Origin of the sequence: Mesorhizobium sp. M1329, assembly GCF_040318035.1 — a bacterium.
GTDB lineage: Bacteria > Pseudomonadota > Alphaproteobacteria > Rhizobiales > Rhizobiaceae > Mesorhizobium.
Genome location: NZ_JAMYLN010000039.1, coordinates 1 through 26,144 on the forward strand (window position 1 = coordinate 1; position 26,144 = coordinate 26,144).

26 protein-coding genes and 1 tRNA gene are annotated in these 26,144 nt (G+C 61.1%); 14 read left to right on the plus strand and 13 right to left on the minus strand.

Translation table 11 applies throughout. The features are described from left to right. The first annotated feature begins 364 nt into the window (after positions 1–364). From NKH21_RS28095 to NKH21_RS28135, 9 genes are all read left to right on the plus strand, one after another. Positions 365–721 carry an SPW repeat protein gene (locus tag NKH21_RS28095; RefSeq protein ID WP_051409696.1) on the plus strand — a complete coding sequence of 119 codons (357 nt, stop codon included), beginning with the start codon at positions 365–367 and terminating at the stop codon, positions 719–721. A 129-nt stretch (positions 722–850) separates the two neighbouring features. After that, complete coding sequence (locus tag NKH21_RS28100; protein ID WP_352666075.1) at positions 851–1,300, plus strand: DUF2231 domain-containing protein; 450 nt, start codon at positions 851–853, stop codon at positions 1,298–1,300. After that, entirely contained in the window at positions 1,300–2,646 is a 1,347-nt protein-coding gene (locus NKH21_RS28105) for a PQQ-dependent sugar dehydrogenase (protein ID WP_352869076.1), read from the plus strand. The genes NKH21_RS28100 and NKH21_RS28105 overlap by 1 nt, the downstream gene beginning before the upstream one ends. Positions 2,647–3,052: 406 nt before the next feature. Then, positions 3,053–3,868 carry a cytochrome c oxidase subunit II gene (gene coxB / locus NKH21_RS28110; RefSeq protein WP_254818347.1) on the plus strand — a complete coding sequence of 272 codons (816 nt, stop codon included), beginning with the start codon at positions 3,053–3,055 and terminating at the stop codon, positions 3,866–3,868. Positions 3,869–3,959: 91 nt separating this feature from the next. Next, positions 3,960–5,729, plus strand: coding sequence for a cytochrome c oxidase subunit I (gene ctaD / locus NKH21_RS28115; protein WP_352666073.1), 1,770 nt, complete (start codon positions 3,960–3,962; stop codon positions 5,727–5,729). After that, the gene (locus NKH21_RS28120) at positions 5,726–6,430 is read left to right on the plus strand and encodes a cytochrome c oxidase subunit 3 (protein ID WP_352869079.1); all 705 of its coding nucleotides are present in this window, start codon (positions 5,726–5,728) and stop codon (positions 6,428–6,430) included. Before ctaD ends, NKH21_RS28120 begins: the two co-directional genes overlap by 4 nt. A gap of 13 nt (positions 6,431–6,443) precedes the next feature. Beyond that, positions 6,444–7,166, plus strand: coding sequence for a heme-copper oxidase subunit III family protein (locus NKH21_RS28125; protein WP_023678903.1), 723 nt, complete (start codon positions 6,444–6,446; stop codon positions 7,164–7,166). 10 nt (positions 7,167–7,176) lie between these two features. Then, entirely contained in the window at positions 7,177–7,581 is a 405-nt protein-coding gene (locus NKH21_RS28130; RefSeq protein WP_352869081.1) for a cytochrome C oxidase subunit IV family protein, read from the plus strand. 144 nt (positions 7,582–7,725) lie between these two features. Beyond that, positions 7,726–8,199, plus strand: coding sequence for an aminoacyl-tRNA deacylase (locus NKH21_RS28135; protein ID WP_352869084.1), 474 nt, complete (start codon positions 7,726–7,728; stop codon positions 8,197–8,199). Between the two features lie 62 nt (positions 8,200–8,261). Here the strand turns inward: NKH21_RS28135 and NKH21_RS28140 are convergent, their stop codons facing one another. The 5 genes from NKH21_RS28140 to tig all read right to left on the minus strand — a co-directional run bounded on the left by NKH21_RS28140 (position 8,262) and on the right by tig (position 13,191). After that, a complete protein-coding gene (locus NKH21_RS28140; protein ID WP_352666070.1) occupies positions 8,262–9,074 on the minus strand; it encodes a DUF2189 domain-containing protein in 813 nt (270 codons plus the stop codon). A gap of 316 nt (positions 9,075–9,390) precedes the next feature. After that, positions 9,391–10,323, minus strand: coding sequence for a heme o synthase (locus NKH21_RS28145; RefSeq protein ID WP_352869087.1), 933 nt, complete (start codon positions 10,321–10,323; stop codon positions 9,391–9,393). A gap of 141 nt (positions 10,324–10,464) precedes the next feature. After that, a complete protein-coding gene (locus NKH21_RS28150) occupies positions 10,465–10,818 on the minus strand; it encodes a c-type cytochrome (protein ID WP_502899365.1) in 354 nt (117 codons plus the stop codon). A 212-nt stretch (positions 10,819–11,030) separates the two neighbouring features. After that, a complete protein-coding gene (locus NKH21_RS28155; RefSeq protein ID WP_352869089.1) occupies positions 11,031–11,555 on the minus strand; it encodes a hypothetical protein in 525 nt (174 codons plus the stop codon). Between the two features lie 160 nt (positions 11,556–11,715). Beyond that, positions 11,716–13,191, minus strand: a complete 1,476-nt coding sequence (gene tig / locus NKH21_RS28160; protein ID WP_352869161.1) for a trigger factor — start codon at positions 13,189–13,191, stop codon at positions 11,716–11,718. Positions 13,192–13,534: 343 nt separating this feature from the next. Here tig and NKH21_RS28165 point away from each other — a divergent pair. Next, positions 13,535–13,619: transfer RNA gene (locus NKH21_RS28165), tRNA-Leu, on the plus strand. 87 nt (positions 13,620–13,706) lie between these two features. Here the strand turns inward: NKH21_RS28165 and NKH21_RS28170 are convergent. After that, positions 13,707–14,291, minus strand: coding sequence for a GDYXXLXY domain-containing protein (locus tag NKH21_RS28170; RefSeq protein ID WP_352869091.1), 585 nt, complete (start codon positions 14,289–14,291; stop codon positions 13,707–13,709). Beyond that, the gene (locus tag NKH21_RS28175) at positions 14,288–15,406 is read right to left on the minus strand and encodes a DUF2157 domain-containing protein (protein WP_352869093.1); all 1,119 of its coding nucleotides are present in this window, start codon (positions 15,404–15,406) and stop codon (positions 14,288–14,290) included. The genes NKH21_RS28170 and NKH21_RS28175 overlap by 4 nt, the downstream gene beginning before the upstream one ends. Positions 15,407–15,629: 223 nt before the next feature. Here NKH21_RS28175 and NKH21_RS28180 point away from each other — a divergent pair, with 223 nt between their 5' ends. The 3 genes from NKH21_RS28180 (at position 15,630) to trmFO (ending at position 17,739) form a co-directional block, all read left to right on the plus strand. Continuing rightward, positions 15,630–15,770 carry a DUF1127 domain-containing protein gene (locus tag NKH21_RS28180; RefSeq protein WP_091596947.1) on the plus strand — a complete coding sequence of 47 codons (141 nt, stop codon included), beginning with the start codon at positions 15,630–15,632 and terminating at the stop codon, positions 15,768–15,770. Between the two features lie 48 nt (positions 15,771–15,818). Then, positions 15,819–15,959: a DUF1127 domain-containing protein gene (locus tag NKH21_RS28185; RefSeq protein ID WP_352869096.1), complete on the plus strand. Its 141-nt coding sequence runs from the start codon at positions 15,819–15,821 to the stop codon at positions 15,957–15,959. Positions 15,960–16,329: 370 nt separating this feature from the next. Beyond that, the gene (gene trmFO / locus NKH21_RS28190; RefSeq protein ID WP_352869098.1) at positions 16,330–17,739 is read left to right on the plus strand and encodes a methylenetetrahydrofolate--tRNA-(uracil(54)-C(5))-methyltransferase (FADH(2)-oxidizing) TrmFO; all 1,410 of its coding nucleotides are present in this window, start codon (positions 16,330–16,332) and stop codon (positions 17,737–17,739) included. Between the two features lie 26 nt (positions 17,740–17,765). On the opposite strand, the gene NKH21_RS28195 is transcribed toward trmFO, so the two are convergent. The 5 genes from NKH21_RS28195 to yajC form a co-directional block, all read right to left on the minus strand. Continuing rightward, the gene (locus tag NKH21_RS28195) at positions 17,766–18,593 is read right to left on the minus strand and encodes a phytoene/squalene synthase family protein (RefSeq protein WP_502911922.1); all 828 of its coding nucleotides are present in this window, start codon (positions 18,591–18,593) and stop codon (positions 17,766–17,768) included. Between the two features lie 25 nt (positions 18,594–18,618). Beyond that, positions 18,619–19,008, minus strand: coding sequence for an Mth938-like domain-containing protein (locus tag NKH21_RS28200; RefSeq protein ID WP_352869104.1), 390 nt, complete (start codon positions 19,006–19,008; stop codon positions 18,619–18,621). Between the two features lie 15 nt (positions 19,009–19,023). Beyond that, positions 19,024–21,576 carry a protein translocase subunit SecDF gene (secDF, locus tag NKH21_RS28205; protein WP_352666061.1) on the minus strand — a complete coding sequence of 851 codons (2,553 nt, stop codon included), beginning with the start codon at positions 21,574–21,576 and terminating at the stop codon, positions 19,024–19,026. An 88-nt stretch (positions 21,577–21,664) separates the two neighbouring features. Continuing rightward, on the minus strand, positions 21,665–22,729 hold the full coding sequence (locus NKH21_RS28210) for a SecDF P1 head subdomain-containing protein (RefSeq protein ID WP_352869107.1): 1,065 nt from the start codon (positions 22,727–22,729) through the stop codon (positions 21,665–21,667). Positions 22,730–22,781: 52 nt separating this feature from the next. Beyond that, complete coding sequence (gene yajC / locus NKH21_RS28215) at positions 22,782–23,120, minus strand: preprotein translocase subunit YajC (RefSeq protein WP_352666084.1); 339 nt, start codon at positions 23,118–23,120, stop codon at positions 22,782–22,784. 295 nt (positions 23,121–23,415) lie between these two features. On the opposite strand from yajC, the gene NKH21_RS28220 reads away from it, so the two are divergent. Further along, complete coding sequence (locus NKH21_RS28220; RefSeq protein ID WP_352666059.1) at positions 23,416–24,291, plus strand: ATP-binding protein; 876 nt, start codon at positions 23,416–23,418, stop codon at positions 24,289–24,291. 97 nt (positions 24,292–24,388) lie between these two features. Here NKH21_RS28220 and NKH21_RS28225 read toward each other — a convergent pair whose 3' ends face one another. After that, positions 24,389–25,921 (minus strand): peptidoglycan DD-metalloendopeptidase family protein, encoded by a 1,533-nt coding sequence (locus NKH21_RS28225; RefSeq protein ID WP_352869109.1) that lies wholly within the window; start codon positions 25,919–25,921, stop codon positions 24,389–24,391. Between the last annotated feature and the right edge of the window lie 223 nt (positions 25,922–26,144).

A 26,144-nucleotide genomic window follows, 5' to 3' on the forward strand; every position in this document is an offset into this window, starting at 1 on the left:
GCGTGCAATAGGTTGCCCTTATTCAACTCCTCTGGATCCAAGAACTGCGATCCATGAGAAATGTTTCACCGGCTCGATAAAAAGACAGAATGAGCTACACGCCGCCGCCCCGCCGCCCCGTGATAGGCAGGTTTGGATTTGCTCGATCACCATCAATTGATCCAGACGTGCCGGCGCCCAATGGAACATAATGCCCGGAATTCAGTTAGATAGCCGGATTTGACTGGAGTTCGCCAGATGCGCAACTCCGGCCGGGTAAGGGCACTGCCGTGACACGGAGTGAGCGGCTTCGGGCGTATCGCGCCGAACTTAGGCACCACCTTGCCGAACTCGGGAGCCATAAACGCTCCTTATGGAGGATGCCATGAACCAGTGGACAAACGCCAGGCTCTGTGACGTAGCCAACCTGATCCTTGGGGCAATTCTGTTCTTTTCTCCCTGGATCTTCGCCTTTGCGGCAGGCCCGCAGACGCAGAACGCCCTCGGCAGCGGAATCTTGATCGTCGTGCTTTCGATTGCCGCCCTCGCGGCATTTGCCGTGTGGGAAGAGTGGGTGAATCTGGTCGTCGGACTGTGGGTCCTCGTGTCTCCCTGGGTGCTTGGATTCCAGGCGACAACGGCGATGACCGTGCATGTCGTGATCGGCATTCTGGTCGCCGTCCTGGCCGCGATCGAGCTCTGGATGATGTACCAGAACCCGCCGACCCAGTCCGCCGCCTAGCAGGCGCAGCCAGCCAGCGCCCTTTCTTGGGCCTGACGGATCGACGGGTCGTCTGCCGGCCTCTCGGCAACAGCCGCCGGAGGCCGGATGGCAATTTGTTTGGGCGAGAACTGAGAAGGATTGCGCATTATGGTCCGTGACAACCCGCGTTCGACGGCCAGGATTGCGGGACATCCTATTCATCCGATGCTCGTGCCGTTTCCGATCGCCTGCTTCGTCGGCACCCTGCTGACGGATCTGGCCTATTGGCGAACAGCGGAGATGATGTGGGCTGACTTCTCCGCTTGGCTGGTTACCGTCGGCGTGATCATGGGCTGCCTTGCAGCGATCGCGGGGCTGATCGATTTCCTGGCTAATCCGCTGATAAGGGCACAGCCCCCCGCCTGGCCGCACGTGCTCGGCAATCTGCTGGCGTTGGCATTGTCCATCATCAACATGCTCGTGCACACCCGCGATGCATGGACCTCCATCGTTCCCACCGGCTTGATCCTCTCGGCGGTTGTCGTGCTCATCCTCATCTTCACTGGTTGGCTGGGCTGGTCCATGGTGTACCGGCATCACGTCGGAGTGGCGGATTGATGCGCGTAGCAAGCTCCATCGGTCAGACCAGGCGCATCGCGGTGTCGGTCCTTATTTGCACTGCGGCGATCACTCTTGCAGCGTGCAGCGGCAACGACCCGGATCCCGGCAGTCAGATAGGGCCGAATCCAAACCTGCCGGAGCCGATCCAATATTTCTTCCCGCCTATGCATCTCGCTTCCGTGGTCGGATGGAAGAACGATGAAAAGCCGACAGTCGCGCAGGGATTGCAGATCCAGGCTTTTGCCCACGGCTTGCAGCATCCGCGGTCGCTTTATGTGCTGCCCAATGGCGACGTCCTGGTGGTCGAGTCCAAAGCGCCGGGTGGCGAACCGATCAAACGGCCCAAGGATTTGGTGATGGGCTGGATCGAATCCTGGGTCACCTCGGGCGGCGACAGCGGCCCGAGCAATCGCATTACGCTGCTGCGCGACGCCGATGGCGATGGCAAGCCGGAGCTGACCAGCGTATTCCTCGACCACCTGAGCTCCCCCTTCGGCGTGGCGCTGGTGGGAAGCGATCTCTATGTCGCCAATACCGATTCCATCGTCCGCTATCCCTACAACACCGGTGACACAAAGATCACCGCGCCCGGAACGCCGCTCACCGCCCTGCCCGGCGGCCCGATCGACCACCATTGGACAAAGAGCCTGGTGGCAAGCCCCGACGGCTCGCTGCTCTATGTCGGCGTCGGCTCGAACAGCAACGTCGCCGAAAACGGCATTGAGGCGGAGAAGAACCGCGCCGCCATCTGGCAGGTAGACAGGGCCACCGGCCGGTCACGCATTTTCGCCAGCGGTTTGCGCAATCCAAACGGCCTGAGCTGGGAGCCGCAGACCGGCGCGCTCTGGGCAGTGATCAATGAGCGCGACGAGCTCGGCCCCAATCTCTTACCGGATTATCTGACCTCGGTAAAGGATGGCGGCTTCTACGGATGGCCATACAGCTATTATGGCCAGCATCTCGATCCCCGCGTCATGCCCCAGCGTCCGGACCTGGTCGCGAAAGCGATCGTTCCGGATTATGCACTGAGTTCCCACGTCGCCCCTCTGGGACTGGTCTTCTATACGGCAACCGGCCTTCCCGAGGCATATCGCGGCGGCGCCTTCGTTGGCGAGCACGGCAGCTGGAACCGCACGCGCTTCAATGGCTACAAGGTGGTGTTCGTACCATTCAGCGGCGGCCGTCCGAGCGGCGTCGCTACCGACGTGGTGACTGACTTCCTGGACAAGGACAACAAGGCGCGCGGCCGGCCTGTCGGCCTGGCTGTCGACAAAACCGGGGCCCTGCTCATTGCTGACGACGTTGGCAACACAGTTTGGCGGGTGACATCTGCCGGCCAATAAGGTGGCTCCACTCCCTTCGTCGAGCTGTCGGTCGAGCAGGTGAACGGACACTGCTCGAAGCAATCGTGCTGACGCTCTTCGTCATGCTGCTGTTCCTGTAGAACCTGCGCGCGACGATCCCCGACGATCGCCGTTCCGGTGACTGCCGGCATATTCGGCGTGCCCGCCCTTGCCGGCTACTCGACGCTGACAATGCTTGCCGCTCTCGCCATCGGGTGGCTGAGCTGGAGGTGGATGAAGGCCTGCCGCTGATCACCGCCGAATCGAAGGACCGCCAGCGCCGAGAAATGGTATTTTTGCTCTTCCCACAGCCGGCTCTAGAATTTTCATCGCAAATCAAGTTATGATGCACTTGGTATTTCCCGGGACGGCTTGCGCCGCTTGGAATACCGGGAGGAACCGGGACATGGCCGTTGCGCTTGTACTCGTTCTGATAGTCGTGGGCTCGGTGTTGTTCCACTTCCTGAGCCCATGGTGGTGGACGCCGATTGCCTCGAACTGGGACTATATCGACAACACCATCATCATAACTTTCTGGATCACCGGCGTCGTCTTCGCCGCCGTGGTTCTTTTCATGGCCTATTGCGTCTTCCGCTTCCGTCATCGGGAAGGCAATCAGGCGGCATATGAACCTGAGAACAGGCGCCTCGAATCCTGGCTGACGGTCGTCACTGCAGTTGGCGTCACGGCTTTGCTCGTTCCCGGACTGTTCGTCTGGAGCCGGTTCGTAAATGTTCCAAGCGACGCAACCGAGGTCGAAGTCGTCGGCCAGCAGTGGCAATGGAGTTTCCGCCTCCCCGGCAAGGACGGCAAGCTCGGCACATCCGACACCCGCGACGTCAACGCTGAAAATCCACTCGGCGTCATCGCCACCGATGCCAACGGCCAGGACGATGTCGTAGTGGAAGCGGCCGACCTGCACCTCCCGGTAGGCAAACCCGTCAAGATGCTGCTCCGCTCGATCGATGTGCTGCACGATTTCTACGTGCCGGAATTCCGCGCCAAGATGGACATGATCCCGGGCTCGGTCACCTATTTCTGGTTCACTCCGACCAAGACCGGAACCTTCCAGGTCCTGTGTGCCGAACTCTGCGGCCAGGGACATCCGATGATGCATGGCGTGGTCATGGTCGATACTCAGGAAGACTATCTGGCATGGCTTGGCCAGCAGCAGACTTTTGCGCAGCTGTCCGCGCCCCAGCAGATGGGCTCGGCAGAGTAGGAAACCGGAACGACGGTGCGCCGTCGGGATTGAAATTACTGCGGCAAGCCCGAACTGTCGGGCTGGCCGAAAAGGGCACGGAGGTGTTCCTATGGTCGATATCACACCTGCAGATGCGGTACCGCCGGCCGAAGTCGCGGAAATGGAACTCTACCATCCGCACAGCTGGTGGACGAAATACGTTTTCTCGCAGGACGCCAAGGTCATCGCCATCCAGTATTCGGCGACGGCGACAGCGATCGGCATGGTCGCGCTGGTGCTATCCTGGCTGATGCGGCTGCAGCTCGGCTTCCCCGGCACATTCGATTTCATCACCCCGGAGGCCTACTACCAGTTCATCACCATGCACGGCATGATCATGGTGATCTACCTGCTCACAGCACTCTTCCTGGGCGGCTTCGGCAACTATCTGATCCCGTTGATGGTTGGTGCTCGCGACATGGTCTTTCCCTATGTCAACATGCTGAGCTACTGGATCTATCTGCTCGCCGTGCTGGTCCTGGTGTCGAGCTTCTTTGCGCCTGGCGGACCGACGGGTGCCGGCTGGACGCTCTATCCGCCGCAGGCGATCATGACCGGTACGCCAGGCGGCCAGGACTGGGGCATCATCCTGATGCTTGTCTCGCTGATCCTGTTCATCGTCGGCTTTACCATGGGCGGCTTGAACTATGTCGTGACGGTGCTGCAGGGCCGCACACGCGGCATGACGCTGATGCGCCTTCCGCTTACTGTCTGGGGTATTTTCACCGCCACCGTCATGGCGCTGCTCGCCTTCCCGGCGCTGTTCGTCGCCTGCGTGATGATGCTGCTCGACCGGGCGCTCGGCACCAGCTTCTTCATGCCGGCGATCGTCGAGATGGGCGAACAGTTGCAGCATGGCGGCGGCAGCCCGATCCTGTTCCAGCATCTGTTCTGGTTCTTCGGCCATCCGGAGGTCTACATCGTGGCGCTTCCGGCCTTCGGCATCGTATCCGACCTGATCAGCACCCATGCGCGCAAGAACATCTTCGGCTACCGCATGATGGTCTGGGCCATCGTCGGCATCGGCGCGCTGAGCTTCGTGGTCTGGGCGCACCACATGTATGTCAGCGGCATGCATCCCTATTTCGGCTTTTTCTTCGCCACCACGACATTGATCATCGCCGTTCCAACAGCCATCAAGGTCTACAACTGGGTGCTGACGCTGTGGCGTGGCGACATCCACCTCACCATACCGATGCTTTTTGCCCTGGCCTTCATCGTCACCTTCGTCAATGGCGGGTTGACCGGCTTGTTCCTCGGCAATGTCGTCGTCGACGTTCCGCTGTCGGACACGATGTTCGTCGTCGCCCATTTCCATATGGTCATGGGAGTTGCGCCGATCATCGTAATCTTCGGCGCGATCTATCACTGGTATCCGAAGGTCACCGGCCGGATGCTGAACGAGACACTGGGCCGGTTCCATTTCTGGGTCACCTTCCTCGGCGCCTATCTGATCTTCTTTCCAATGCACTATCTCGGCTTGATGGGCGTGCCGCGGCGCTACAACGAATTGACCGACATGACGATCATGACGGAATCGGCCCACCACCTGAACTCGTTCATCAGCATCATGGCGTTCATTGTCGGCTTTGCCCAACTGGTGTTCCTGTTCAATCTCATCTGGAGCATCCGCCATGGTCGCGAGGCTGGCGGCAATCCGTGGCGGGCCACGACGCTCGAGTGGCAGACGCCTGAAACACCGCCCGCCCACGGCAACTTCGGCAAGGATCTGCCGATCGTCTATCGCTGGGCCTATGACTACAGCGTACCGGGAGCCAAGGAGGACTTCATACCGCAAAACGTTCCGGGCTCCTTCGCGCCCTCCAGGGAGCCGGCATGAGCGTAATCCTGGTCTTCCTGCTCGTGATCGCCGGTATTGCCGGGTGGTGGCTTTCCCATCAGCGGCTAATGACGAAGCCGTGGCTCGAGCAAGGTATGATCGGCGATTTTGTCGCTCTGGACCGATCGGCGCTGCCGACCGCAAAGATCGGTCTCGGCGTCTTCCTTGCCGTCGTCGGCTGCCTGTTCGCGCTGTTCACCAGTGCTTACTTCATGCGCATGGCACTGTCGGATTGGCGGCCGCTGCCCATCCCGCCCCTGCTCTGGCTTAACACCGGCGTACTGATCTTGAGCAGCATTGCGATACAGTGCGCTTCGCTCGCGGCGCGCAAGGGTCAAATGGACATGGTCAGGCTCGGCCTCGCCACTGCCGGACTCACGGCGCTCGTCTTCCTGATTGGACAGCTTGTGGCATGGCGGGAACTGAGTGCGGACGGCTATTTTCTGGCGTCCAATCCGGCCAACAGCTTCTTCTACCTGCTAACGGGAATGCATGGCCTGCACATACTGGGAGGACTGGTCGGGCTGGGCAGAACGAGCGTCGGCGCCTGGAACGGTGCGCAGCCGCAGCGGCTGCGCCTCAGTGTCGAGCTGTGCGCCATGTACTGGCATTTCCTGCTTTTCGTCTGGCTCGCCATCTTTGCGCTTCTGGCCGGCTGGGCTTCGACTTTAATCGACATTTGCCGAGGGTTGCTGACCTAGGAGGAACGGGCGGATGGCAGAGACGACACTGGCCCACATCGGCCGAACAGAGCCGCGGCCCGCAGGCTGGCAAGGCATCGCCGCCGACTGGTCCTCGGATCAGCGGGCGTTCAAAAACGTGTCCTGGGGCAAGGCCATGATGTGGATCTTCCTGCTCAGCGACACGTTCATCTTCGGCTGCTTCCTGCTCTCCTACATGACCGCGCGTATCTCAACACGCGTGCCGTGGCCCAATCCGAGCGAGGTCTTTGCCCTGCGCATCGGCGGCTCCGACATTCCACTGATCCTTATCGCTATCATGACCTTCGTGCTGATCTCGAGCAGCGGAACGATGGCCATGGCGGTCAATTTCGGCTACCGCCGCGACCGCCGCAAGACGGCAGTGCTGATGCTTTTGACCGCAGCACTCGGCGCGACCTTCGTCGGCATGCAGGCCTTCGAATGGACCAAGCTGATCACCGAAGGCGTGCGGCCTTGGGGCAATCCCTGGGGCGCTGCACAGTTCGGCGCATCCTTTTTCATGATTACCGGCTTCCACGGCACGCATGTGACGATCGGGGTGATCTTCCTGATCATCGTGGCGCGAAAGGTCTGGCGCGGGGACTACGACGTCGGACGGCCCGGCTTCTTCACCAGCCGGAGGGGCCGCTACGAGAACGTCGAAATCATGGGGCTTTACTGGCATTTCGTCGATCTGGTCTGGGTGTTCATTTTCGCATTTTTCTATCTTTGGTGAGAGGCAGGACATGGCTGAAGCAACCGCAAACGGCCTCGGACAGCATGCGCTGGACAGCGCCCATGTGCATGAGGCGACGACGACCGGCGTTACCCCAGCGGAGGTTCATCAGGAGCACCCGATCAAGCTCTATCTGGTGGTCTGGGCGTGGTTGTTCATCCTCAGCACCTGCTCGTATCTGGTCGACTATTTCGGTCTCCACGGCTATGTCAGATGGTCGCTGATCCTGATCTTCATGATCCTCAAGGCAGGGCTGATCGTCGCTATCTTCATGCACATGGCCTGGGAACGGCTGGCGCTGACATATGCAATCATCCTGCCGCCGGTGCTGGTGCTGGTGTTCGTGACGATGATGGTCTTCGAAGCGGACTACACGCTTCTCACCCGAATGGCGTTTTTCGGGGCCGGGCCCTGACATGCAATCCGGCTCCAGGCGGTCCGGTCCTGGAGCCTTCGCCTTGAAACAATCCACGGCTGGTCCATTTCTGTTGGTATCGGAGACGTCAGGCGATGCCGGCGTTTCCACATGCGTCGCGAACACCAGCAAGGGGCGCCCAAGATGACCATCGCAAACAGACTGAAGGATTTCATCGATAGGAAAGGAATTTCCTACGACACCGTCGAGCATCACCGCACGGCGACAAGCAGACAATCCGCCATTGCGGCACATGTGCCCGGCAGCATAATGGCCAAATCGGTGGTCGTTCACCACGACCGTGGCTACGCGCTGGCCGTGGTTCCAAGCACGCACAGGATAGAACTCGCGACATTGCAGGACGTCATGGACAAGCCTCTTGGGCTGGCCTCCGAAGACGAGGTGGTCTCGTTGTTCGGCGATTGCGACGTCGGCGCTGTGCCGCCGATCGGCGCTGCCTATGATGTGCCGGTGGTCCTCGACGAAAGCCTCGGCGATGCTCCCGAAATCTATTTCGAGGGCGGCGACCACAAGACGCTTGTGCACGTGAGCGGCAAGGATTTCCGCGACCTGACAAAGGACGCGCGCCAGGCCCGTTTCAGCCATCCGGCCTATTGAACGCTCTGCCCCACCCTGCCCGCACCAGCTCTTTCGGCGGTACGGGCACGACAGGTTTCAGCTCACGGCCTGGTGGCCGGCGGCGATTCCACAACTTTCCGGTAGACATGCCAGGTGGCATGACCAAGGATCGGCAGCACGACCGCCAACCCGGCGAACACTGGCAGCGAGCCGACGATCAGGGCGACGGCGACGATAAGGCCCCACACCGCCATCACGATCGGGTTGGCCAGGACAACGCGCACCGAGGTATGGATGGCTTCGTAGGCGCCGACATCGCGGTCGAGCAACAACGGGAATGCGACGACCGTGGTACACAACACAACCGCGGCGAACACGAAGCCGATGGCGTGACCCAGGATGATGAGCGTCCAGCCGCGTCCCGTGGCGAATATTTCACTGATGAAGCTGGACAGCGATTGCGGCGGCGCCGGGCCGAATAGGGCCTGGTAGAATATCTGGGCCGTCAAAAGCCAGGCGATGAAGATCGCAAGCAGCATGACGCCGACCGCTGCGATAGCCGGCAGTGCCGGAGAACTCCTGACCTCAAAGGCGTGCCTCCACGAGGCGTCGAGCCCGGCTTCCCGTCGCCGGCTGATCTCATAGAGACCGATCGCCGCGAACGGACCAATCAGTGCAAAGCCGGAAACAAGCGGAAACAGCAATGGCAGCGTGTTGTTGCCTGATGTCCAGACAGCAAGCACGACTCCCGCAATCGGATAGATCAGGCAGAGAAAAACGATGTGCGACGGCTTGACCATGAAATCATCGACGCCACGCCTCAGCGCATCAAAAAGATCGGAGACACCGATTTTTCGAATTCTGGTGTGTTCCAGCGTCTCGCTGGCGCCTGCTATCACGTGAAAGCTTGCCATGACCATTCCTCCAGACCAGGTCCGGTAAGGTCGCGTTTTACGGTGCTGCCATTCTGCATGATTGGCCCACGCAAACCGCGACCTGCACCATGATCAATATACTCTCATGCGGGGGACTTGTCGCGCTTTGTAGGAAGGCCCGGGAGTAAGAGGTCGCCGGTAGCCTGACTAGCTCCGGACGCCGTTCTTCGATATGCTCTTCTAGTCGAAGGTGAAGGTCATGGATGGAAGGACAGTTCTCATACTCGGCCTTGGCGTCGTTATTCTGCTGTTGCTGGGATTTTGTGGGCTGCCAACGTGATGTTTTGAGCCGGGGTCAATAGCCGGCTGACGCGACCACTCGCATTACAATGGTGTCGGCAAGCAGCGCCGCAAAGATCGCGAAAAGATAGACAATCGAATACGCAAACAGCGCCTTTGCCGGCTTCATCTCCTTGTCGGCGACGAGAACCTTCCAGGCGTGCCAAATGAAACCTGCGCCTAAGGCGGCTGAAACAGTGCCATAATATCCGCTCGCGAAGCCGAAGCCCCAAGGAAGCACGCCGATTGGCGCCAAGAGCAGCGAATAGGCGAAGATTTGTTTTCTGGTCGAGCCTTGCCCAGCCACATTCGGCATCATCGGGATACCCGCCGCGGCATAGTCGCCGACCTTGAAAAGGGCCAGCGCCCAGAAATGAGGCGGCGTCCAGAGGAAAATGATCAGAAACAGGATGAGACTTTCAATGCCGATTGCGCTGGTTGCAGCAGCCCACCCGATCACCGGAGGAAGGGCGCCTGCCGCGCCGCCTATGACGATATTCTGTGGCGTCGAGCGCTTCAGCCACATCGTGTAGATAACGACATAGAAAAAGATGGTAAACGCCAACAACGATGCGGCAAGCCACCCCACCAGCACGCCGAGCGTCATGACCGACAGTGCGGAAAGCACCAGACCGAAGCTGAGAGCTTCGCCAGGCGCGACGCGACCGGACGGAATTGGTCGCTTGGACGTGCGAGACATCAAGGCGTCTATGTCTGCGTCGTACCACATATTGAGCGCGCCGGCGGCTCCGGCTCCAACCGCGATTGCGCCGATGGCAATTACGGCGATAACTGGATTCATCACGCCGGGCGCCATCATCAGGCCGACGAAGGCAGTAAACACGGCAAGCGCCATGACGCGTGGTTTCAAAAGCGCAAAGAAATCACCCGCCGTCGCCTCCGAGAGGCGGATGCCGGTATCTTTGAGGCGGCTTTCTTCAGTCGACATTCAGACGACCACCGATGGGAACGGCAGCCTAGCCGGCCAATGTCTTTTTTGCAACGAGCCGCCTCCCCACCGACACTGCCGGCAGATTGCGGCCGAGGCCTCGACCTGTTTGCGATACCAAGACTCGGCGGAAGAGCCGGGCTATTTGGAGAATTGCTTCAGATAAGCAATGACATTGGCGACGTCCTCGTCCTTCTTGAGGCCGGGGAATGCCATCTTCGTTCCTTTGACCATCGCCTTGGGATCGTGAAGGTAGGTCGTCAGCGTGGCTTCGTCCCATTTAACGCCGGATTTTCCGGCCTCGGTCATGGCCTTGGAATAGCTGAACCCCGGATGCGTGCCGGCCGTTCGACCGATGACGCCGTTCAAGGACGGACCGATCTTGTTTTGGTCCTTGTCTGCGACGTGGCAGACCTTGCATTTGGCGAAGACCTTCTCACCCGCCGCGGCATCCTGTGCCCGAGAGGGGCCGGCAATGACGGTGGCGACGGACATGATGATAAAAAACACAATGGCACGCATGGCATTTCCTCCCTGATCGCCAATTTGCCCTGGCTGACCTGCACAGGCCGACATTTAGTCCGCTGGCATGCGCTCTTGAATGGCAGAACGGATATCCACTGCCTGGAGTTGCGGCACCTATATACCACAGAACCCGGCCGGCAGGTAGAGTTCGACCATGCAAAGGTTTAATGCGGACAATCTGCTCAAGGCAATTTGGTGTTGCAGGTGGCGGCGATCCGGCCGACCGCCTCTTCAACTCCGGCGAGGTCGAAGTCGGCTGTGCCGCGCCCCGCCAGCAATCCGAACCGCCAGGACAACAGCAGCCGGTCCGCGGAAATCAGTCGCCTGATGCCGTCGGCACCGTCGCGGACCAGCATCCTGCTGCGCGGGCCGACCGACCAGCTTTCGTTGAGCTTGCCGGATTGGTCGACAGTCACCGACATGGCGATGGTTCGGCTGGCGGAAACGGTGTCGCTCAGCTGCAGCCATTCGCTCCAACGTGGTTCGCCGGCGGTCCGGCAGGCGATCGTCAATACCGGGCTGTAGCTCAATGCGCCGCCGCCGGTGATGAGCTTATTGGTCGCGTAAAGCGAGGCGGTGACAAGGCCATCGCTGCTCTTGTCGAACCGCCAGTTGTCGAGACCGGTATCGGCCTGGGCGATCCCGCAGACCGATGCAAGCAGGAACGCCGCCGCCATCACGCTTCCGATACCGAAGAACTGTCTCAACGATGCCTCCAACAACCGCTGCGGTCCGCAACCCAGCGCAGATAATCATCAAAGCTTCGTATCGCTACCTCGACCGCCAGATGCGTGAAATCCGTTGCGTCTGCGCCACAACGAAAAAGGCCGCCTCAAGAAGGCGGCCTTTCGGAATTCAGCAGAAACGTTATTCAGCGTCCTTGGCGGCCTTCTTCTTCGGCGTGGCCTTTTTCTTCGGCTCTTCAGCGTCGTCGTCGGCCTTGTTGGCGTCCGCTTTTTTCGCAGCCGCCTTCTTCGCCGGCTTGGCCTTGGTTGTCTCAGTATCCTCGTCGTCGGCCAGCAGCTCTTCCTTGCTGACTTTGACATCGGTGACAGAAATCTGGCCGAGCAAATGGTCGACCACCTTCTCTTCGAACATCGGCGCCCGCAACGTGTTCAGCGCTTCGGGATTGTTGCGATAGAATTCGAAGGCTTCCTGCTGCTGGTTGGCCGGATAGCGACGCACCTGCTCGAACAGGCCGCGCTGCAATTCCTCGTCCGTCACGGTGACGCCGGCCTTCTCGCCGATTTCGGCGAGAACCAGGCCGAGACGCACGCGGCGCTCGGCAAGCCGCATATATTCGGCACGCGCTTCTTCTTCCGTCGTCTCTTCGTCGGCAAAGGTGCGTCCGGCAGCTTCGAGGTCGCGGTTGACCTGGTTCCAGATGTTGTTGAACTCGGCCTCGACGAGCTTGGACGGCGCCTCAAACGAGTAAGCAGCGTCGAGTTGGTCGAGCAACTGCCGCTTGACTTTCTGGCGCGTTATCGAGCCGAACTGGTTCTCGATCTGACCGCGCACCACCTCGCGCAGGCGCTCCAGCGATTCCAGGCCGAGATTTTTGGCCATCTCGTCGTTGATCTCAAGTTCGCCGGGCTTCGACACTTCCTTGACGGTCACGTCGAAAGTGGCTTCCTTGCCGGCCAGATGCGCCGCCTGGTAGTTTTCCGGGAAGGTGACCGTGACCTGCTTCTCGTCGCCGGCCTTGCTGCCGACCAGCTGGTCCTCGAAGCCGGGGATGAATTCCTTCGAGCCGAGCACCAGCGGCTGATCGGCGCCGGCGCCGCCGTTGAAGGCTTCGCCGTCAATCTTGCCGACATAATCGATGGTCACGCGGTCGCCCTCGGCGGCCTTGCCGGTCTTCGGCTCGTAAGTGCGGGCGGATTCAGCGACACGCTTGACCTGCTCGTCGATCTCTTCGTCCGGCACGTCGAACACCTGGCGCGTCACCTTGATGTCGGAGAAATCCTTGATCTCAATCGGCGGAATGACCTCGTAGTTCAGGCGGAACTCGAAATCGGCGCCGCCGGCCAGGATCTTCTCGGCTTCCTTCTCGTCCTCGGTCATGATCACTTCGGGCTGCATGGCGGCCTTTTCGCCGCGCCCGGTGATGATTGAACGGGTCGAATCGTTGAGGATCTCGTTGACCACTTCGGCCATGAACGATTTGCCGTAGACCTTGCGCAGATGCTGGACCGGCACCTTGCCAGGGCGGAAGCCGTTGATGCGGACCTTGTTCCTGGCGTCGGTAAGCCGCGCCATCAGCTTGGCTTCCATGTCACCGGCCGGCACGGTGATCTTGATCTCGCGCTTGAGACCGGAGTTGAGCGTTTCGGTGACCTGCATCATAAAACCTTTGTTTCCACCAATGAGGCCGTCAAACGGCCCCTGCCGTTTACAGCCTGCCGGTATGATCTTGCCGGGAATGGCTTTTGGTGCGGGACTTGGCGATCTGTCCGCCCAACGCGGCACAAATCCTCCAGAAATACGCTCCAAAATGTGAATAAGTCTTTGTTTTTCCTACTTCTTATCACATTCTGCAGAAGCGGATCGTCGCGTCCCGTCACATTCGACACGCCTTTTGTCACAGGCGACGCTGATTTTCAACCATCTTTGCATTCCGGCCAATGATGCCGATATCGGCCCTGACATTGACAGAATGATGGCTACATGGGATTGGCCGGGCAATGCGGATGTGGCGGAATTGGTAGACGCCCTGGATTTAGGTTCCAGTGCCGAAAGGCGTGGGGGTTCGAGTCCCTTCATCCGCACCACCCTTCGCTCTTCGAGCTTCGGGTGGCACGCCATCTGAGCCAACTCGACAGACGAAGGGAATCCTCCGAAGCCTTGGCGAAGGAGGACTAATAAAGCGGCTCCTCGAATAGCGTCTTGTCACCGTCCACCAGCGCCTTGATCTGCGCCGTGCCGTTGGCCGCGATCGCCACGCGGATGCCGAACGGCCGCACCCGCATGTCGTTCTGGATCGCTATCCCCTCGCCTTCCGGCAGATAGAAGCGCTCGATGCCGTACTCCGGCGCGATCGTCGTTTCTCCCTGGCTGATATCCCACCCCTCGGAGACGTGTCCGACGATATCGGCTTCACCGGATGCTGCCGGCACCGGCGCTTGCCCGAACCAAGCCGCGGTCGGCCCCCAATAGCCGTCGGCGCCCTGCTTCAGCCTGACCACGATCGACGTGTTCTCCCTGGAAAGCTTGCCGGCCGGAATGTTGCCGATCAGCTTCACCGATATGCGCGAAATGTCGTAGCCGAGCCGAATGTAGTCACCGCGCAAGAGATCGCGCGGATCGATCGGCTCGACCTTGAGCAGGACCTGCTTGCCGTCGCGCAGGATCGCCGCGCGTCCGGCGATGATCCAGCTCAGAAAGCCGATCTGGACGAGCGCCAGGGCTACCGCCGAGATGATCAGTCTCTTGCCGGTCATCATGCCGCCGCTCCTGTCATGTTCGGGGCGTTCATGCGCTTTTCTATGCGAATGATAATGAAAGCAAGAACGGCGAGAAGCACCGCCGCCGCAAGGAAGAAGCCTGCCGTGTCGAGCATTGATTGCAGCATCACCACATAGATGATAGCGAGTTCGAAGGCGAAGCCCGCATAGGCAACCCAACGCAACCCCCGGCTCTCGCGGCCGCCCAGCACGATCGCCGCGACGATGCCGGCCAGCACAACAGCCGATGCAATGGCGAAGCCGCTATTGTAGCTGCTTTCATCCGCCAGTTCGAATTGGATCATCGCCAGGCCGGTGAGAAAGCCGATCAGCGCGTGCAAGGGCAGCCTGCCACCCAGTTGCAAGATCCTGTCGACCGGCCCGGCAGCAAAGATCGCAGCGGTAAAAAGCAGCACCGACGCGGCAACGAGCGGGATGGCAACTTGCAGCGTGTCGTATTGCATGACCAACAGCACGAGGTAGAAGAGGACCGACAGGATGATCAGGTGGCGCGCCGCCTGGCTGCGCGTCCAGAACGAAACGGCGAAGAGAACCAGCGCCATGACCACGAAGAGATGCGGAAATTCCGTGCGCCGGAAGTAGTCGAATCCTCTCAGGAACAGCCAGGCATCGGCGATGCCAACGGCAGCGACGGTCAGCGGGTTTGAGCGCAGCGCCACCGCCGCCAGCGCCGTGCCGGCGCCACAGGTGATCAAGGCCGAGGCCTCGTCGCCCGATAAATGATACATCTGGCCGATCAGCGCGATCGAACCGCCGAATGCCGCCGCTGCGACGATCCACAGCGCTTCGCCGATCGCCGCATGGTCGCGCATCTTCAGCACCGCGCCGCCGACATAACCGGCAAGGATTACGGCAAAAAGTGCCGCGACCCGCACCAGCCGCGGGATGACTTCCCAGTTGGCGGCGATAAAGATCAGGACTGCTGCGCCGAACAGCAGCGCCGCCATCATCGCCAGGATCGAGCCGAAACTCAGCGATTTGCGTTCGTTTGCCTCGACGTCGCGCGTTAGAGCCTCGGCTATCGGCGCGTCGATCAGGCCAGCCTGCTGCCATCGCGCGATATCCGACCTGACCCGTGACGAATAGCTCGCCATTGCCCCTCCCCCTTTCCTTGGTTCTTTTAGCTCATCCGGCCAAGCGTTTGACCTAACGGCATTTTCCGATCTGGGCGGAAAACCGGACGCGTGTTAATGTTGCATTGCACAATTTGCATTGCTGCCATGCACCAATAGCGCTTTTAAATCGATATGACCCCACCTATTTTCACGGTGCACACAAAGACGGAATGATCCGAAAGAAAGACGAAACGAGAATACCATGAACCTGATCCGCAACTATCGCAACTGGCGCCGCTACCGGGACACCGTGTCCGAGCTGAGCCGCCTGAGCACCCGTGAACTGACCGACCTCGGCATCAGCCGCAGCGACATTCATTACGTCGCCCGCAAGGCGGTCTAATCCTTCGGACCGCAAATGGTCCGAGCCAGTTTTGAAAAGAGAACGACAATGAACCTGATCCGCAACTATCGTAACTCGCGCGTCTACCGCGAGACGGTTACCGAGCTGGGTCGCCTGTCGAACCGCCAGCTCAACGATCTCGGCATCGTCCGTGACGAGATCAAGATGGTCGCTCGCAGGGCGATCTAACAACAAGAATTTCGCCAGGGTCGACCTCCTCCCCGACCCTGACGGATACGGTCAGCCTTCACCTCCTCCCGAGGGTTGACCACAAAAACGGCGCCCGCCGGACCTCCTCCCCCGGCGGGCGTTGTTTCTAAAAGGGTTTCGCGCCCTTCCAAACGGCGAAAAGAATTTCGTCAAAGCCGACCTCCTCCCCGGCGATGGCGAATACGGTCGATCTTCACCTCCTCCCGAGGATCGGCCAACAAAACGACACCCGCCGGACCTCCTCCCCCGGCGGGTGTTGTTGTTTTGGGCGGTCTTTCCCAGGCAGCCCACTTGCGGTGCGATCCCCTGGCAATTGCAATCCTTGCGCCAAGCGACTATTTCGGCGCTCATGGACAAGAACCCCATTCACATTATCGGCGGCGGACTTGCCGGTTCCGAAGCCGCCTGGCAGGCGGCGCAAGCCGGCGTTCCCGTTGTCCTGCATGAAATGCGTCCCGTCCGCGGTACCGACGCGCACAAGACCGACGGGCTGGCCGAGCTCGTCTGTTCCAATTCCTTCCGCTCCGACGATGCGCAAACCAATGCCGTCGGCCTGCTGCACGCCGAAATGCGGCTGGCCGGTTCACTGATCATGAGTGCCGGCGATGCGCACCAGGTGCCGGCCGGCGGTGCGCTCGCCGTCGACCGCGACGGATTTTCCGAAGCGGTAACCCGGAAGCTCGAAGCCCACCCGCTCATCACCATTCGACGCGAGGAAGTGCCCGGCCTGCCGCCGGCGGATTGGGACCAGGCGATTATCGCCACCGGCCCGCTGACCGCGCCTTCGCTCGCTCAATCGATCGCCGAAGTAACCGGCGCCGACGCGCTCGCCTTCTTCGATGCCATCGCGCCAATCGTCCATTTCGACACGATCGACATGGATATCTGCTGGTTCCAGTCGCGCTACGACAAGGTCGGGCCTGGCGGCACCGGCAAGGACTACATCAATTGCCCGATGGACAAGGAGCAGTACCTTGCCTTCGTACAGGCGCTGGTCGACGGCCAGAAAACCGAATTCAAGCAGTGGGAAGGCACGCCCTATTTCGACGGCTGCCTGCCGATCGAGGTGATGGCCGAGCGCGGCGTCGAGACATTGCGCTACGGGCCGATGAAGCCGATGGGGCTGACCAATGCGCACAATCCGTCCGTAAAGGCCTATGCCGTCGTCCAGCTTCGCCAGGACAATGCGCTGGGCACGCTCTACAACATGGTCGGCTTCCAGACCAAGCTGAAGCACGCCGAGCAGGTGCGCATTTTCCGCACCATCCCCGGGCTGGAGAATGCCGAGTTCGCCCGCCTCGGCGGCCTGCACCGCAACACCTACATCAATTCGCCGACGCTGCTCGACGCTTCGCTGCAGTTGAAGTCGCGGCCCGGCCTGCGTTTTGCCGGCCAGATCACCGGCTGCGAGGGCTATGTCGAGAGTGCCGCCATCGGCCTGCTTGCCGGGCGTTTCGCGGCCGCCGAAAGGCTTGGCCGTGCACCATCGCTGCCGCCCTTGACCACCGCCTTCGGCGCGCTGCTCAACCACATCACCGGTGGCCATATTGTCTCCGACGACGAGACGGGAAAGCGCTCCTTCCAGCCGATGAACGTCAATTTCGGCCTGTTCCCGCCCGTGGACGCGCCAAAGATCGAAGGCAAGCGGCTGCGCGGCAAGGACAAGACGGTCGCCAAGCGGCACGCGGTGACATCGCGCGCTCTGGCCGACTGCCGCGAATGGCTGGGGCTGCCTTCCCGGGCGGAGGCTGCGGAATAACGGTCGGGTTGGCTACGCGGCAGCCTCTATGCGACCGGCCAGCCTTGCGTCGCGCGCCGGAACAAGAGCCAATGCCGGCGCAAGGCCGAAAGCCGCACCGCGCCATCAAGCGGTGAATGGCGGGAGCCGTCCATCTTGCCGAGATAGGCGCCCGTCAGAGCCAGTGGCAGAAAGGCCGGCCGCAGCGAAACCGGTAGAGCGGACGCTCCCTGCTCGAAAGCGGAAAGATGCTCGCGTGCCAGCGCGACCATCGCGGCTACTGCGCGTTGCGCGCCCGGCCCGCCGTCGTCTGTAACGAATTCTTGCGGCGACGTTCCTGCGGCGGCCAAGATGTCGGCCGGGACAAAGCACTGTCCCCGCTTGCGGTGCGGCGGCAGCAGCAGCAGGAGACCAGTCATCGCCTGCGCACAACCTGCCCTGCCGGCAAGTTCGGCAAAGCGCGGCGCTTCGACCGGATCGAGCACCATCGCCGCAAGCTGGATAAGTGCTGCGGCAGTCTCGCCGCAATAGCCTTCGAGATCGGTGCGCGACGGCATCGGGTCGTCATAGAGATCGAAGATGCGCGCTTCGAGCATGTTGTCGAAAGCGGCCTTGGGCAGGCGGTGAGCGGAAATCGTCGCTCTCAGCGCGTCCGCCACGGGATGGCCGACCTTAGCGCGATCCCCTTCGGCTGCGATGACGTCTCGCCACCATTGCAGCCGCACCTCCCCCGGCAGCGCCTCGTGGATGCGATCGCGTATGCCGGCGACTTCGGCATTGAAGGCATAGAGCGAAAACAGCGCGTCGCGCTTGTTCTCGGGCGCATAGAGCACGCTGAGATAGCGGTCATGATCGGCGGCACGCACGGTCTCAATGACGACTTTGGTGTTTTCGGTCACGTCAGTCGACGGCGATGAGTGCTGCGGCCACGGCGCGGTCTTCCGCCAGCAGCACATTATAGGTCCGCACCGCCGCCCCGGTCGACATCGGATCGGCGGAAATGCCCGCTTCTTTCAGCGCCGCACGCAGCGCTGCAGGCAATGGCCTCAGGTCCTTGCCGCTGCCGACCAGCAGGATCTCGACCGTGGCGGCCTCATTGAACAACTTGGCGAAATCCGCTGACGTCAGCGCCAGCGGATCGGCCGGCTCCCAGCCATAGATGCCAAAAGGCAGGCACAGCAGCGAGCCGCGATGCGACATGTCGGCAAAGCGGAAACCGCCATTGCCATAAGCCTCGATCGGTGCGCGGCCGGGGAAATGCGCCTCGCGGATGACGATGCCCTTGGCCACTTTTGAGGCAAGCCGTCAGGTGGCTATGGCTTTGCCGCCGCCCACCGGCTTTTCCTCATCGGACGCTGTGGCCTGCGGCCGCAGCTTGAACAGGATAAGCAGTGGCGCGGCGATAAAGATCGACGAATAAGTGCCGAATACGACGCCGAACAGCATCGCCATGGTGAACGAGCGGATCACCTCGCCGCCGAACAGCACCAGCGCAAGCAGCGCCAGGATTGTCGTCACCGAGGTCAGCGTCGTCCTCGACAGCGTCTCGTTGATGGCGTTGTTCAGCAATTGCGGCAGCGGCATTCGCTTGTATTTTCGCAGATCCTCGCGAACACGGTCATAGACGACGATGGTGTCGTTGAGCGAATAACCGATGATAGTGAGGATCGCCGCCAGCGACGACTGGTTGAATTCGAGGCCGGTGATGACGAAGAAGCCGATCGTCATGACCACGTCGTGCACGGTCGCAACTATGGCGCCGACCGCGAACTGCCATTCGAAGCGGAACCAGACATAGATCAGAATACCAAGCAACGCGACAAGCATGGCGATGGTGCCTTGCTTGGCAAGTTCGCCCGAGACCGTCGGCCCGACCACTTCGACGCGGCGGAAATCATACTGGTCCTGCAGCTCGCCGCGCACCTTGTCGATGACGGTCTGTTCGGCGTTCTCGCCACCCTCCTGAGTACCGACGCGGATCAGCACGTCGTTCGGCTCGCCGAACTGCTGAACCTGCACTTCGCCGATATTGAGTTCCGTCAGCCTGCCGCGGATGTCGGCCAGATCGGCATTGCCGGCCTTGGACTGCACCTCGATCAGTGACCCGCCCTTGAAATCGATGCCGTAATTGATGTCGATGGTCATGAACCCGATGACCGACAGCACCGAAAGCACGCTGGACAGTGTGAACGTCCAGCGGCGGATGCCCATGAACGGAATTTTCGTGCCGGGTGGAATGAACGTCACAGGCGCCCGCGGCAACTCCTTCGGACGGGCGCGGCGAAGCCAGATCGACACCAGCAGGCGGGTGAAGGTGAAGGCGGTGAAGACCGTGGTCAGGATGCCGATGGCATAGGTGACGGCAAAGCCCTTCACCGGCCCGGTTCCGAGCCAGAACAGCACCACGGTCGCGATCAGCGACGTCACGTTGGAATCGACGATGGTCGCCAGCGCCTTGCTGAAACCGGTATCGATCGCCTGAATGACCGAGCGGCCGGCACGTCGCTCCTCGCGGATGCGTTCATAGATGAGAACGTTCGAATCGACCGCCATGCCGATGGTCAGCACGATACCGGCGATGCCGGGTAAGGTCAGCGTCGCTCCAAGCAGCGACAGCAGCCCGACGATCATCGCCACATGCACCGCCAGCGCGATGTTGGCGAGGAAGCCGAGGAAGCCGTAGGCGATGAACATGAATGCCACCACCAGGATCGACCCGATGATGCCGGCGACCTTGCCGGCATGGATGGAGTCCTGGCCAAGTCCCGGCCCCACCGTGCGCTCTTCGATCACCGTCAGCGTCGCCGGCAAGGCGCCGGCGCGCAGCAGCACGGCGAGGTCGTTGGCGCTCTCGGCGGTGAAATTTCCCGATATCTGGCCGGTACCGCCCGGGATCGGTTCACGGATCTGCGGTGCCGAAATCACCTGATTGTCGAGGATGATGGCAAACAGCTTGCCGACGTTCTGTGCCGTCGCCTGCCCGAACCGCTGCGCCCCTTTCGAATCGAACCGGAACGAAACAACCGGCTCGTTGGTCTGGGAATTGAAGGTCGCCTGGGCATCGACAAGGTTTTCACCGGAAACGATGACGCGGTTCTCGATCAGGTACGGAACCGGCGGGTCGTCCTGCGAATACAGCACCGAGGATCCCGGCGGCGGACGGCCGTTCAGCGCGTCCTGCACCGGCATCGATTGGTCGACCATCTGGAACGTCAGCTTGGCGGTCTGGCCAAGAATTTCCTTCAGCCGCTGCGGGTCCTGGAGACCAGGCACCTGCACCAGGATACGGTCGTCGCCTTGGCGCTGCACGATCGGCTCGGTGGTGCCGAGTTCGTTGACGCGACGCTCGACAACCTGGATCGCCTGCGTCAGCGCCGTCGAGGTGCGATATTTGATCCCCGCATCGGTAACGGCAAATTTGAGCAGGCCAGGCTCGGAATCATCCAGCGTCATCTCCTGGATGGAGCCGCCGCTGAACAGGCCTGCGGCCACCGGATTGGTCAATGGTTTCAAGGCTGTCTTGGCAGCGTCGATCTGTGCGGGATCGGTGATGCGGACCTGCACCGTGCGGCCCGTTCCGGAAAGGCCGGTATAGCCGATCTTGGCATCGCGCAGCAGCGTCCTGATTTCGTCGCGCGTCGTCTCCAGCCGATCCTTGATCAAATCGTTCGGATCCATCCTGAGCAGGATGTGCGAGCCGCCCTGCAGGTCGAGGCCGAGCGTCATCTGCCGCTTCGGCACCCAGTCGGGCAATTTGGCCAGCGTGCTGGCGGAAAAAAGGTTGGGCGCAGCGAGGACCACTGTGGCGGCGACGGCCAGCCAGATCAGGATCATCTTGAAGCGCGAAAAATAAAGCATCAGTTCTTATCCGTTCAGGCGTACAAGCGGCAGCGTTCCGCCATCGGTCGGTTTACGGGCATATTTCTAATTCTGACCACGGCCGGCCCTATCGTGCTTCCTCGGCGATTGTCAATCTTGCTGGCAAGGGGCCGGTGCGCAGCAGCAAGGCGAGGTCATTGGCGCTTTCAGCGGTGAAATTTCCCGATATCTGACCGGTGTCGCCTTCAATGGGCTCTCGGATAACAGGCGCCGAAATAACCTTATCGTCTAATATAACTGCAAACGGCTTGCCGATATTCTGCGTCGTAGCCCATTTGAAACGCGCCGTACCCCGGGAATCAAGCCGGAATGAGACGACAGGCTCATCGGTCGCCAAATTGCGGGTTGCTTGCGCATCCAGCACATTTTTACCGGAAAGGATAACCCGATTTTCGATCAAGTAGGGAACCGGAGGATCGTCCATCGAATAAAAAACCGCCGAGCCGACGGGCGGGCGGCCGCCGATTGCCTCGTCGACTGGCATCGACAGATCAACGAACTGGAAGCTCAGGTGACCGGGCCGGGTGAGAATTTGTCCTAGCCTTTGCGGATCGGCAACGCCCGACGTGCGGACCAATATGCCGTCTTCATTCGTTGACCGAACCACCGAGTGGGCGCCCAGGTCGCGGATACGATCTTTGATGACCTCAACCGACTGTGCGAGCGCGGCCGAAGTTCGATACTTCAAACCTGCATCCGTTACGGTGAATTTGAGCAGGCCGGGCCTACTGTCGTCCAGGGTCATTTCCTGGACACCGCTGTCCGCGACAGGATCGGTCACCGTTTTGAGTGTCGCCTTGGCGAGGTCAAGCTGAGCCGGATCTGTTATGTGCACTTGAACGGTCCGACCCGAACTGGCAAGGCCGGTATAGCCGATCCTTGCTTCGCGTAGCAGCGACCGGACCTCGTCGCGTGTTGCTTTCAGCCGGCCCTCGATCACGTCGGACACATCCAACCTGAGCAGGATGTGTGGACCATCTTGCTGGCTTGCTTCAACGGTTGACCGGCTTTCGGCAAGCCATTCTGGTCGCATGGTATAACCGGCGGCGAAGATATTGGTCGCGTGGAAGATAAGCGTGCTGGCTACGGCAAGCCACGTCAGGATCAGCTTCAGGCGCCAAAGGTGGAACATATGCCGTCGTTCGTCAGAGCCCTGCCCGCGGATCGTTCCGCCGGCAATTCGGTTATTTCTTGGCGTTCTGGTTCGCCACCGGCTCGCCCTTGACGCGCACCTCGGCGATCGTCGAGCGCAGTGCCGTCACCTTGATGCCGCCAAGGTCGACTTCGAGCTCATTATCGTCGATCACCTTGGTCACCTTGCCGACGAAGCCGCCGCCGGTGACCACCGTATCGCCTCGGCGGATCGCCGAAAGCATCTCGCCGCGCTTCTTCAGCTGCGTGCGCTGCGGCCGGATGATCAGAAAATACATGATCACGAAAATCAGAGCAAACGGTACGATCTGGATAAACATTGCGGACGAGTCCCCGCCGATGCCTTGGGCGTATGCCGGTGTCACGAACATCGAGGTACTCCTGAATTTTGAAAAACAGCCGCCAAACGGTTTTGCGGAAATTTGACGGCCCCGCCAAATTTGGCCGGAATATAGTCGGTAACGTTGCCAATGCAACTGCGCGGGCGGGCAAATCGGCTGCTTTTCCGGCCTGGTGAGCTGTGTTAGAGGGTGATCCCGAAAAGCGACGCTCGGTTTCGGCAAAAGATCATGCCCGAACAAATGCTTGGGACGAGTTTCGAAACCGCTGAAATCAGGTAGGTTGGCCTGCCGCACCGTCCTGAATGCGAAACAAAAAAGACAAGAGATGACCGACAGCAGCATCGATATCCTGAGCCAGAAGCTCGACCGCCTGATCGAGGCGGTCGCCCGCCTCGCGCCACCGCCGGTGCCGCAAACCGACCTCGGCGAGGCCGATTGCTTCGTCTGGCAGGCCGATCCCGGCTATCTGGAGCCGGTGCTCAAGGTCAACCGCGTCGACATCGGCCTGATCCGCGGGGTCGATCGCGTCCGCGACATATTGGTCGACAACACCGAGCGCTTCGCCTCCGGCTATGCTGCCAACAACGTGCTGTTGTGGGGCGCGCGCGGCATGGGCAAATCGTCGCTGGTCAAGGCGGTGCACGCCGCGGTCAACGCTTCGACAAAGCTCGACCTGCCGCTCAAGCTTATCGAGATCCATCGCGAAGACATCGACACGCTGCCGAAGCTGATGGGACTGCTGAAGGCAGCGCCGTTCCGTTTCATCCTGTTTTGCGACGACCTGTCATTCGACCACGACGATACATCCTACAAATCGCTGAAGGCAGCTCTTGAAGGCGGTGTCGAGGGCCGCCCGGCCAACGTCATCTTCTATGCCACCTCGAACCGGCGGCATCTGTTGCCGCGCGACATGATCGACAATGAGCGCTCGACGGCGATCAATCCGTCCGAAGCGGTCGAGGAGAAGGTTTCGCTGTCGGACCGTTTCGGCCTGTGGCTTGGCTTCCACAAATGTTCTCAGGACGAATATCTCGACATGATCGACGGCTATGTCCGCCATCACGATCTCGCGATCGATCCCGAGACGCTGCGCGCCGAGGCGCTGGAATGGGCGACGACGCGCGGCAGCCGTTCGGGCCGCGTCGCCTGGCAGTTCACCCAGGATCTGGCAGGCCGGCTCGGCAAATCGCTCAAGGATTAGCCGCTCAAGGACGAACAACAGAAGAAGCCCGCACCTTGCGGCGCGGACTTCCTCGGCGGGCTGAAGGTCAGGTGGCCCGCAAATCGCTTTTCGTTTTCTATTCGAGATAGGTCGAAGGATCGACCGGCGCCGAGTTCTTGCGCACTTCGAAATGCAGTTTCGGCGAGTCGGTGGTGCCGCTCATGCCGGACAGGGCGATTTCCTGGCCGCGCTTGACCTTCTGGCCGCGCTGCACCTCGATCGAGCTGGTATGGCCATAGACGGTGACCAGACCGTTTTCGTGCCGCACCAGCACCGTGTTGCCGAATTCCTTGAGGCCGTCACCGGCATAGATGACGACGCCGTTTTCAGCCGCCTTGACCGGCGTCCCCTCGGGCACGGCAATGTCGACGCCATCCTTGCCGCCGCCGAAGCTTGAGATCACACGGCCGCGCACCGGCCAGCGCATCTTGCCGACGCCGGTTGCATCCGGCGCTACCGCATCGTCGTCCTCGGCCTGCTGGATGACTTTCGCATCCTTCTTCGGCGGCGTGTAGGAGGCGAGCGTTTGCGTCGGCGTGGCTTTGGCCGACGGCTGGGTGGTGGCCGTCGTCACCGGATCGACCTTTGCCGGCTTCGCACTGGCGACGACAGCGGTTCCGCCTGCCGGCACTTTCAGGGTCTGGCCGATCTTGAGCAGTCCATCCTGCATGCCGTTCGCCTGCTTCAACGCGACGACGCCGACGCCGGTCTTTCTGGCGATGGCCGACAGCGTATCGCCTTGCTGAACCGTGTAAGTGCCGCCGGCACCGGCCGGCTTGGCCGCCGCCGAAGCCACCTTCGCCGCAGTCTTTCCATCCTTCGGCTGGCTCGCGGCAGCCGACGCGTCGACCTGCGCGGCAGACTTGCCTTCCCTGAGCTTCGGCTGCTGCGGCAGCACGGCCACCTTCTCCGGCGCGTCGGCCGGCTGGTCGTGCCTGGTGCCGTTCGCTGGCTTGGCATCAGCGACTTTCGGCGCGGCGCCGTTGCTCGAATACGCATAGGCCGGGATGACGAGCTTCTGGCCGGTCTTCAGCCCCTTGGTCGCGCTCAGCCCGTTGACTTTCATGATGGCGTCGGCCGGCACGCCGTAGCGCCGCGACAGGCCGGAAATGGTCTCGCCGTCCTTGACGACGATCTCGGTCGCATGTGGCGCGCCGGCGGCCGTCGCCATGCGCGGCGCGTCGGGCTCGGCATTCTTGAATGGCCTTGCCGCCGGAGCGACGGTGCCGGTTGCCGTCCTGTCGACACGAGGAGCGGCAGGCGTCAAGGCCGGCGCGGCAGCGGTGCGCACCGGACGGGCGGCAGGCGCCAGGGCGGGAGCCGGCGGCGGCAATTGCTGCGCCGTGACCGGTTCGAGGCTTGAGCGGCTGACCGACTGGGTGTGGCTGCCGTCGATCGGGGCGGCCGCAACATCGCCCGGATAGGGCTGGGCAGCGTCCTGCTTGTCGATGATGGCGCGCTGGTTGTTGGTCGAGGCGGTGAACACGTCGTCGACGCTGTTGAACCGCGCCACCTGGGAACTACACCCAGTCGCAGCGCCTGCGATCATGAGGACGGCGCAGCCACGCGCCAGATTGCGTCCGTTTGCCTTCAAAACACTGAATTGCATCGCACTAACCCGCACAGACCCGGTACAACTGAGTGTGATTAAAGCGCGTTAATGTTACCGGTCGGTTAAACCTGTAGAATCTGGCGCAAATTTTCTTAAAATATTCGGGATCGGGTGCCGGGTGCGTTGAGATTCAGGTCAGGCCGAGCCGAAAATGGTGGGTTCCGAGAACCGGAGCGGAGCGTACTTTTGGGTACGTGAGCACCGGAAGCGGAGGAAGCCG

Bases quoted from the DNA above. Each gene is read 5' to 3' on its own strand.
- NKH21_RS28095 (WP_051409696.1), top strand. From the start codon at position 365: ATGAACCAGTGGACAAACGCCAGGCTCTGTGACGTAGCCAACCTGATC.
- NKH21_RS28100 (WP_352666075.1), top strand. From the start codon at position 851: ATGGTCCGTGACAACCCGCGTTCGACGGCCAGGATTGCGGGACATCCT.
- NKH21_RS28105 (WP_352869076.1), top strand. From the start codon at position 1,300: ATGCGCGTAGCAAGCTCCATCGGTCAGACCAGGCGCATCGCGGTGTCG.
- coxB (WP_254818347.1), top strand. From the start codon at position 3,053: ATGGCCGTTGCGCTTGTACTCGTTCTGATAGTCGTGGGCTCGGTGTTG.
- ctaD (WP_352666073.1), top strand. From the start codon at position 3,960: ATGGTCGATATCACACCTGCAGATGCGGTACCGCCGGCCGAAGTCGCG.
- NKH21_RS28120 (WP_352869079.1), top strand. From the start codon at position 5,726: ATGAGCGTAATCCTGGTCTTCCTGCTCGTGATCGCCGGTATTGCCGGG.
- NKH21_RS28125 (WP_023678903.1), top strand. From the start codon at position 6,444: ATGGCAGAGACGACACTGGCCCACATCGGCCGAACAGAGCCGCGGCCC.
- NKH21_RS28130 (WP_352869081.1), top strand. From the start codon at position 7,177: ATGGCTGAAGCAACCGCAAACGGCCTCGGACAGCATGCGCTGGACAGC.
- NKH21_RS28135 (WP_352869084.1), top strand. From the start codon at position 7,726: ATGACCATCGCAAACAGACTGAAGGATTTCATCGATAGGAAAGGAATT.
- NKH21_RS28140 (WP_352666070.1), bottom strand. From the start codon at position 9,074: ATGGCAAGCTTTCACGTGATAGCAGGCGCCAGCGAGACGCTGGAACAC.
- NKH21_RS28145 (WP_352869087.1), bottom strand. From the start codon at position 10,323: ATGTCGACTGAAGAAAGCCGCCTCAAAGATACCGGCATCCGCCTCTCG.
- NKH21_RS28150 (WP_502899365.1), bottom strand. From the start codon at position 10,818: ATGTCCGTCGCCACCGTCATTGCCGGCCCCTCTCGGGCACAGGATGCC.
- tig (WP_352869161.1), bottom strand. From the start codon at position 13,191: ATGCAGGTCACCGAAACGCTCAACTCCGGTCTCAAGCGCGAGATCAAG.
- NKH21_RS28170 (WP_352869091.1), bottom strand. From the start codon at position 14,291: ATGATGACCGGCAAGAGACTGATCATCTCGGCGGTAGCCCTGGCGCTC.
- NKH21_RS28175 (WP_352869093.1), bottom strand. From the start codon at position 15,406: ATGGCGAGCTATTCGTCACGGGTCAGGTCGGATATCGCGCGATGGCAG.
- NKH21_RS28180 (WP_091596947.1), top strand. From the start codon at position 15,630: ATGAACCTGATCCGCAACTATCGCAACTGGCGCCGCTACCGGGACACC.
- NKH21_RS28185 (WP_352869096.1), top strand. From the start codon at position 15,819: ATGAACCTGATCCGCAACTATCGTAACTCGCGCGTCTACCGCGAGACG.
- trmFO (WP_352869098.1), top strand. From the start codon at position 16,330: ATGGACAAGAACCCCATTCACATTATCGGCGGCGGACTTGCCGGTTCC.
- secDF (WP_352666061.1), bottom strand. From the start codon at position 21,576: ATGCTTTATTTTTCGCGCTTCAAGATGATCCTGATCTGGCTGGCCGTC.
- NKH21_RS28210 (WP_352869107.1), bottom strand. From the start codon at position 22,729: ATGTTCCACCTTTGGCGCCTGAAGCTGATCCTGACGTGGCTTGCCGTA.
- yajC (WP_352666084.1), bottom strand. From the start codon at position 23,120: ATGTTCGTGACACCGGCATACGCCCAAGGCATCGGCGGGGACTCGTCC.
- NKH21_RS28220 (WP_352666059.1), top strand. From the start codon at position 23,416: ATGACCGACAGCAGCATCGATATCCTGAGCCAGAAGCTCGACCGCCTG.
- NKH21_RS28225 (WP_352869109.1), bottom strand. From the start codon at position 25,921: ATGCAATTCAGTGTTTTGAAGGCAAACGGACGCAATCTGGCGCGTGGC.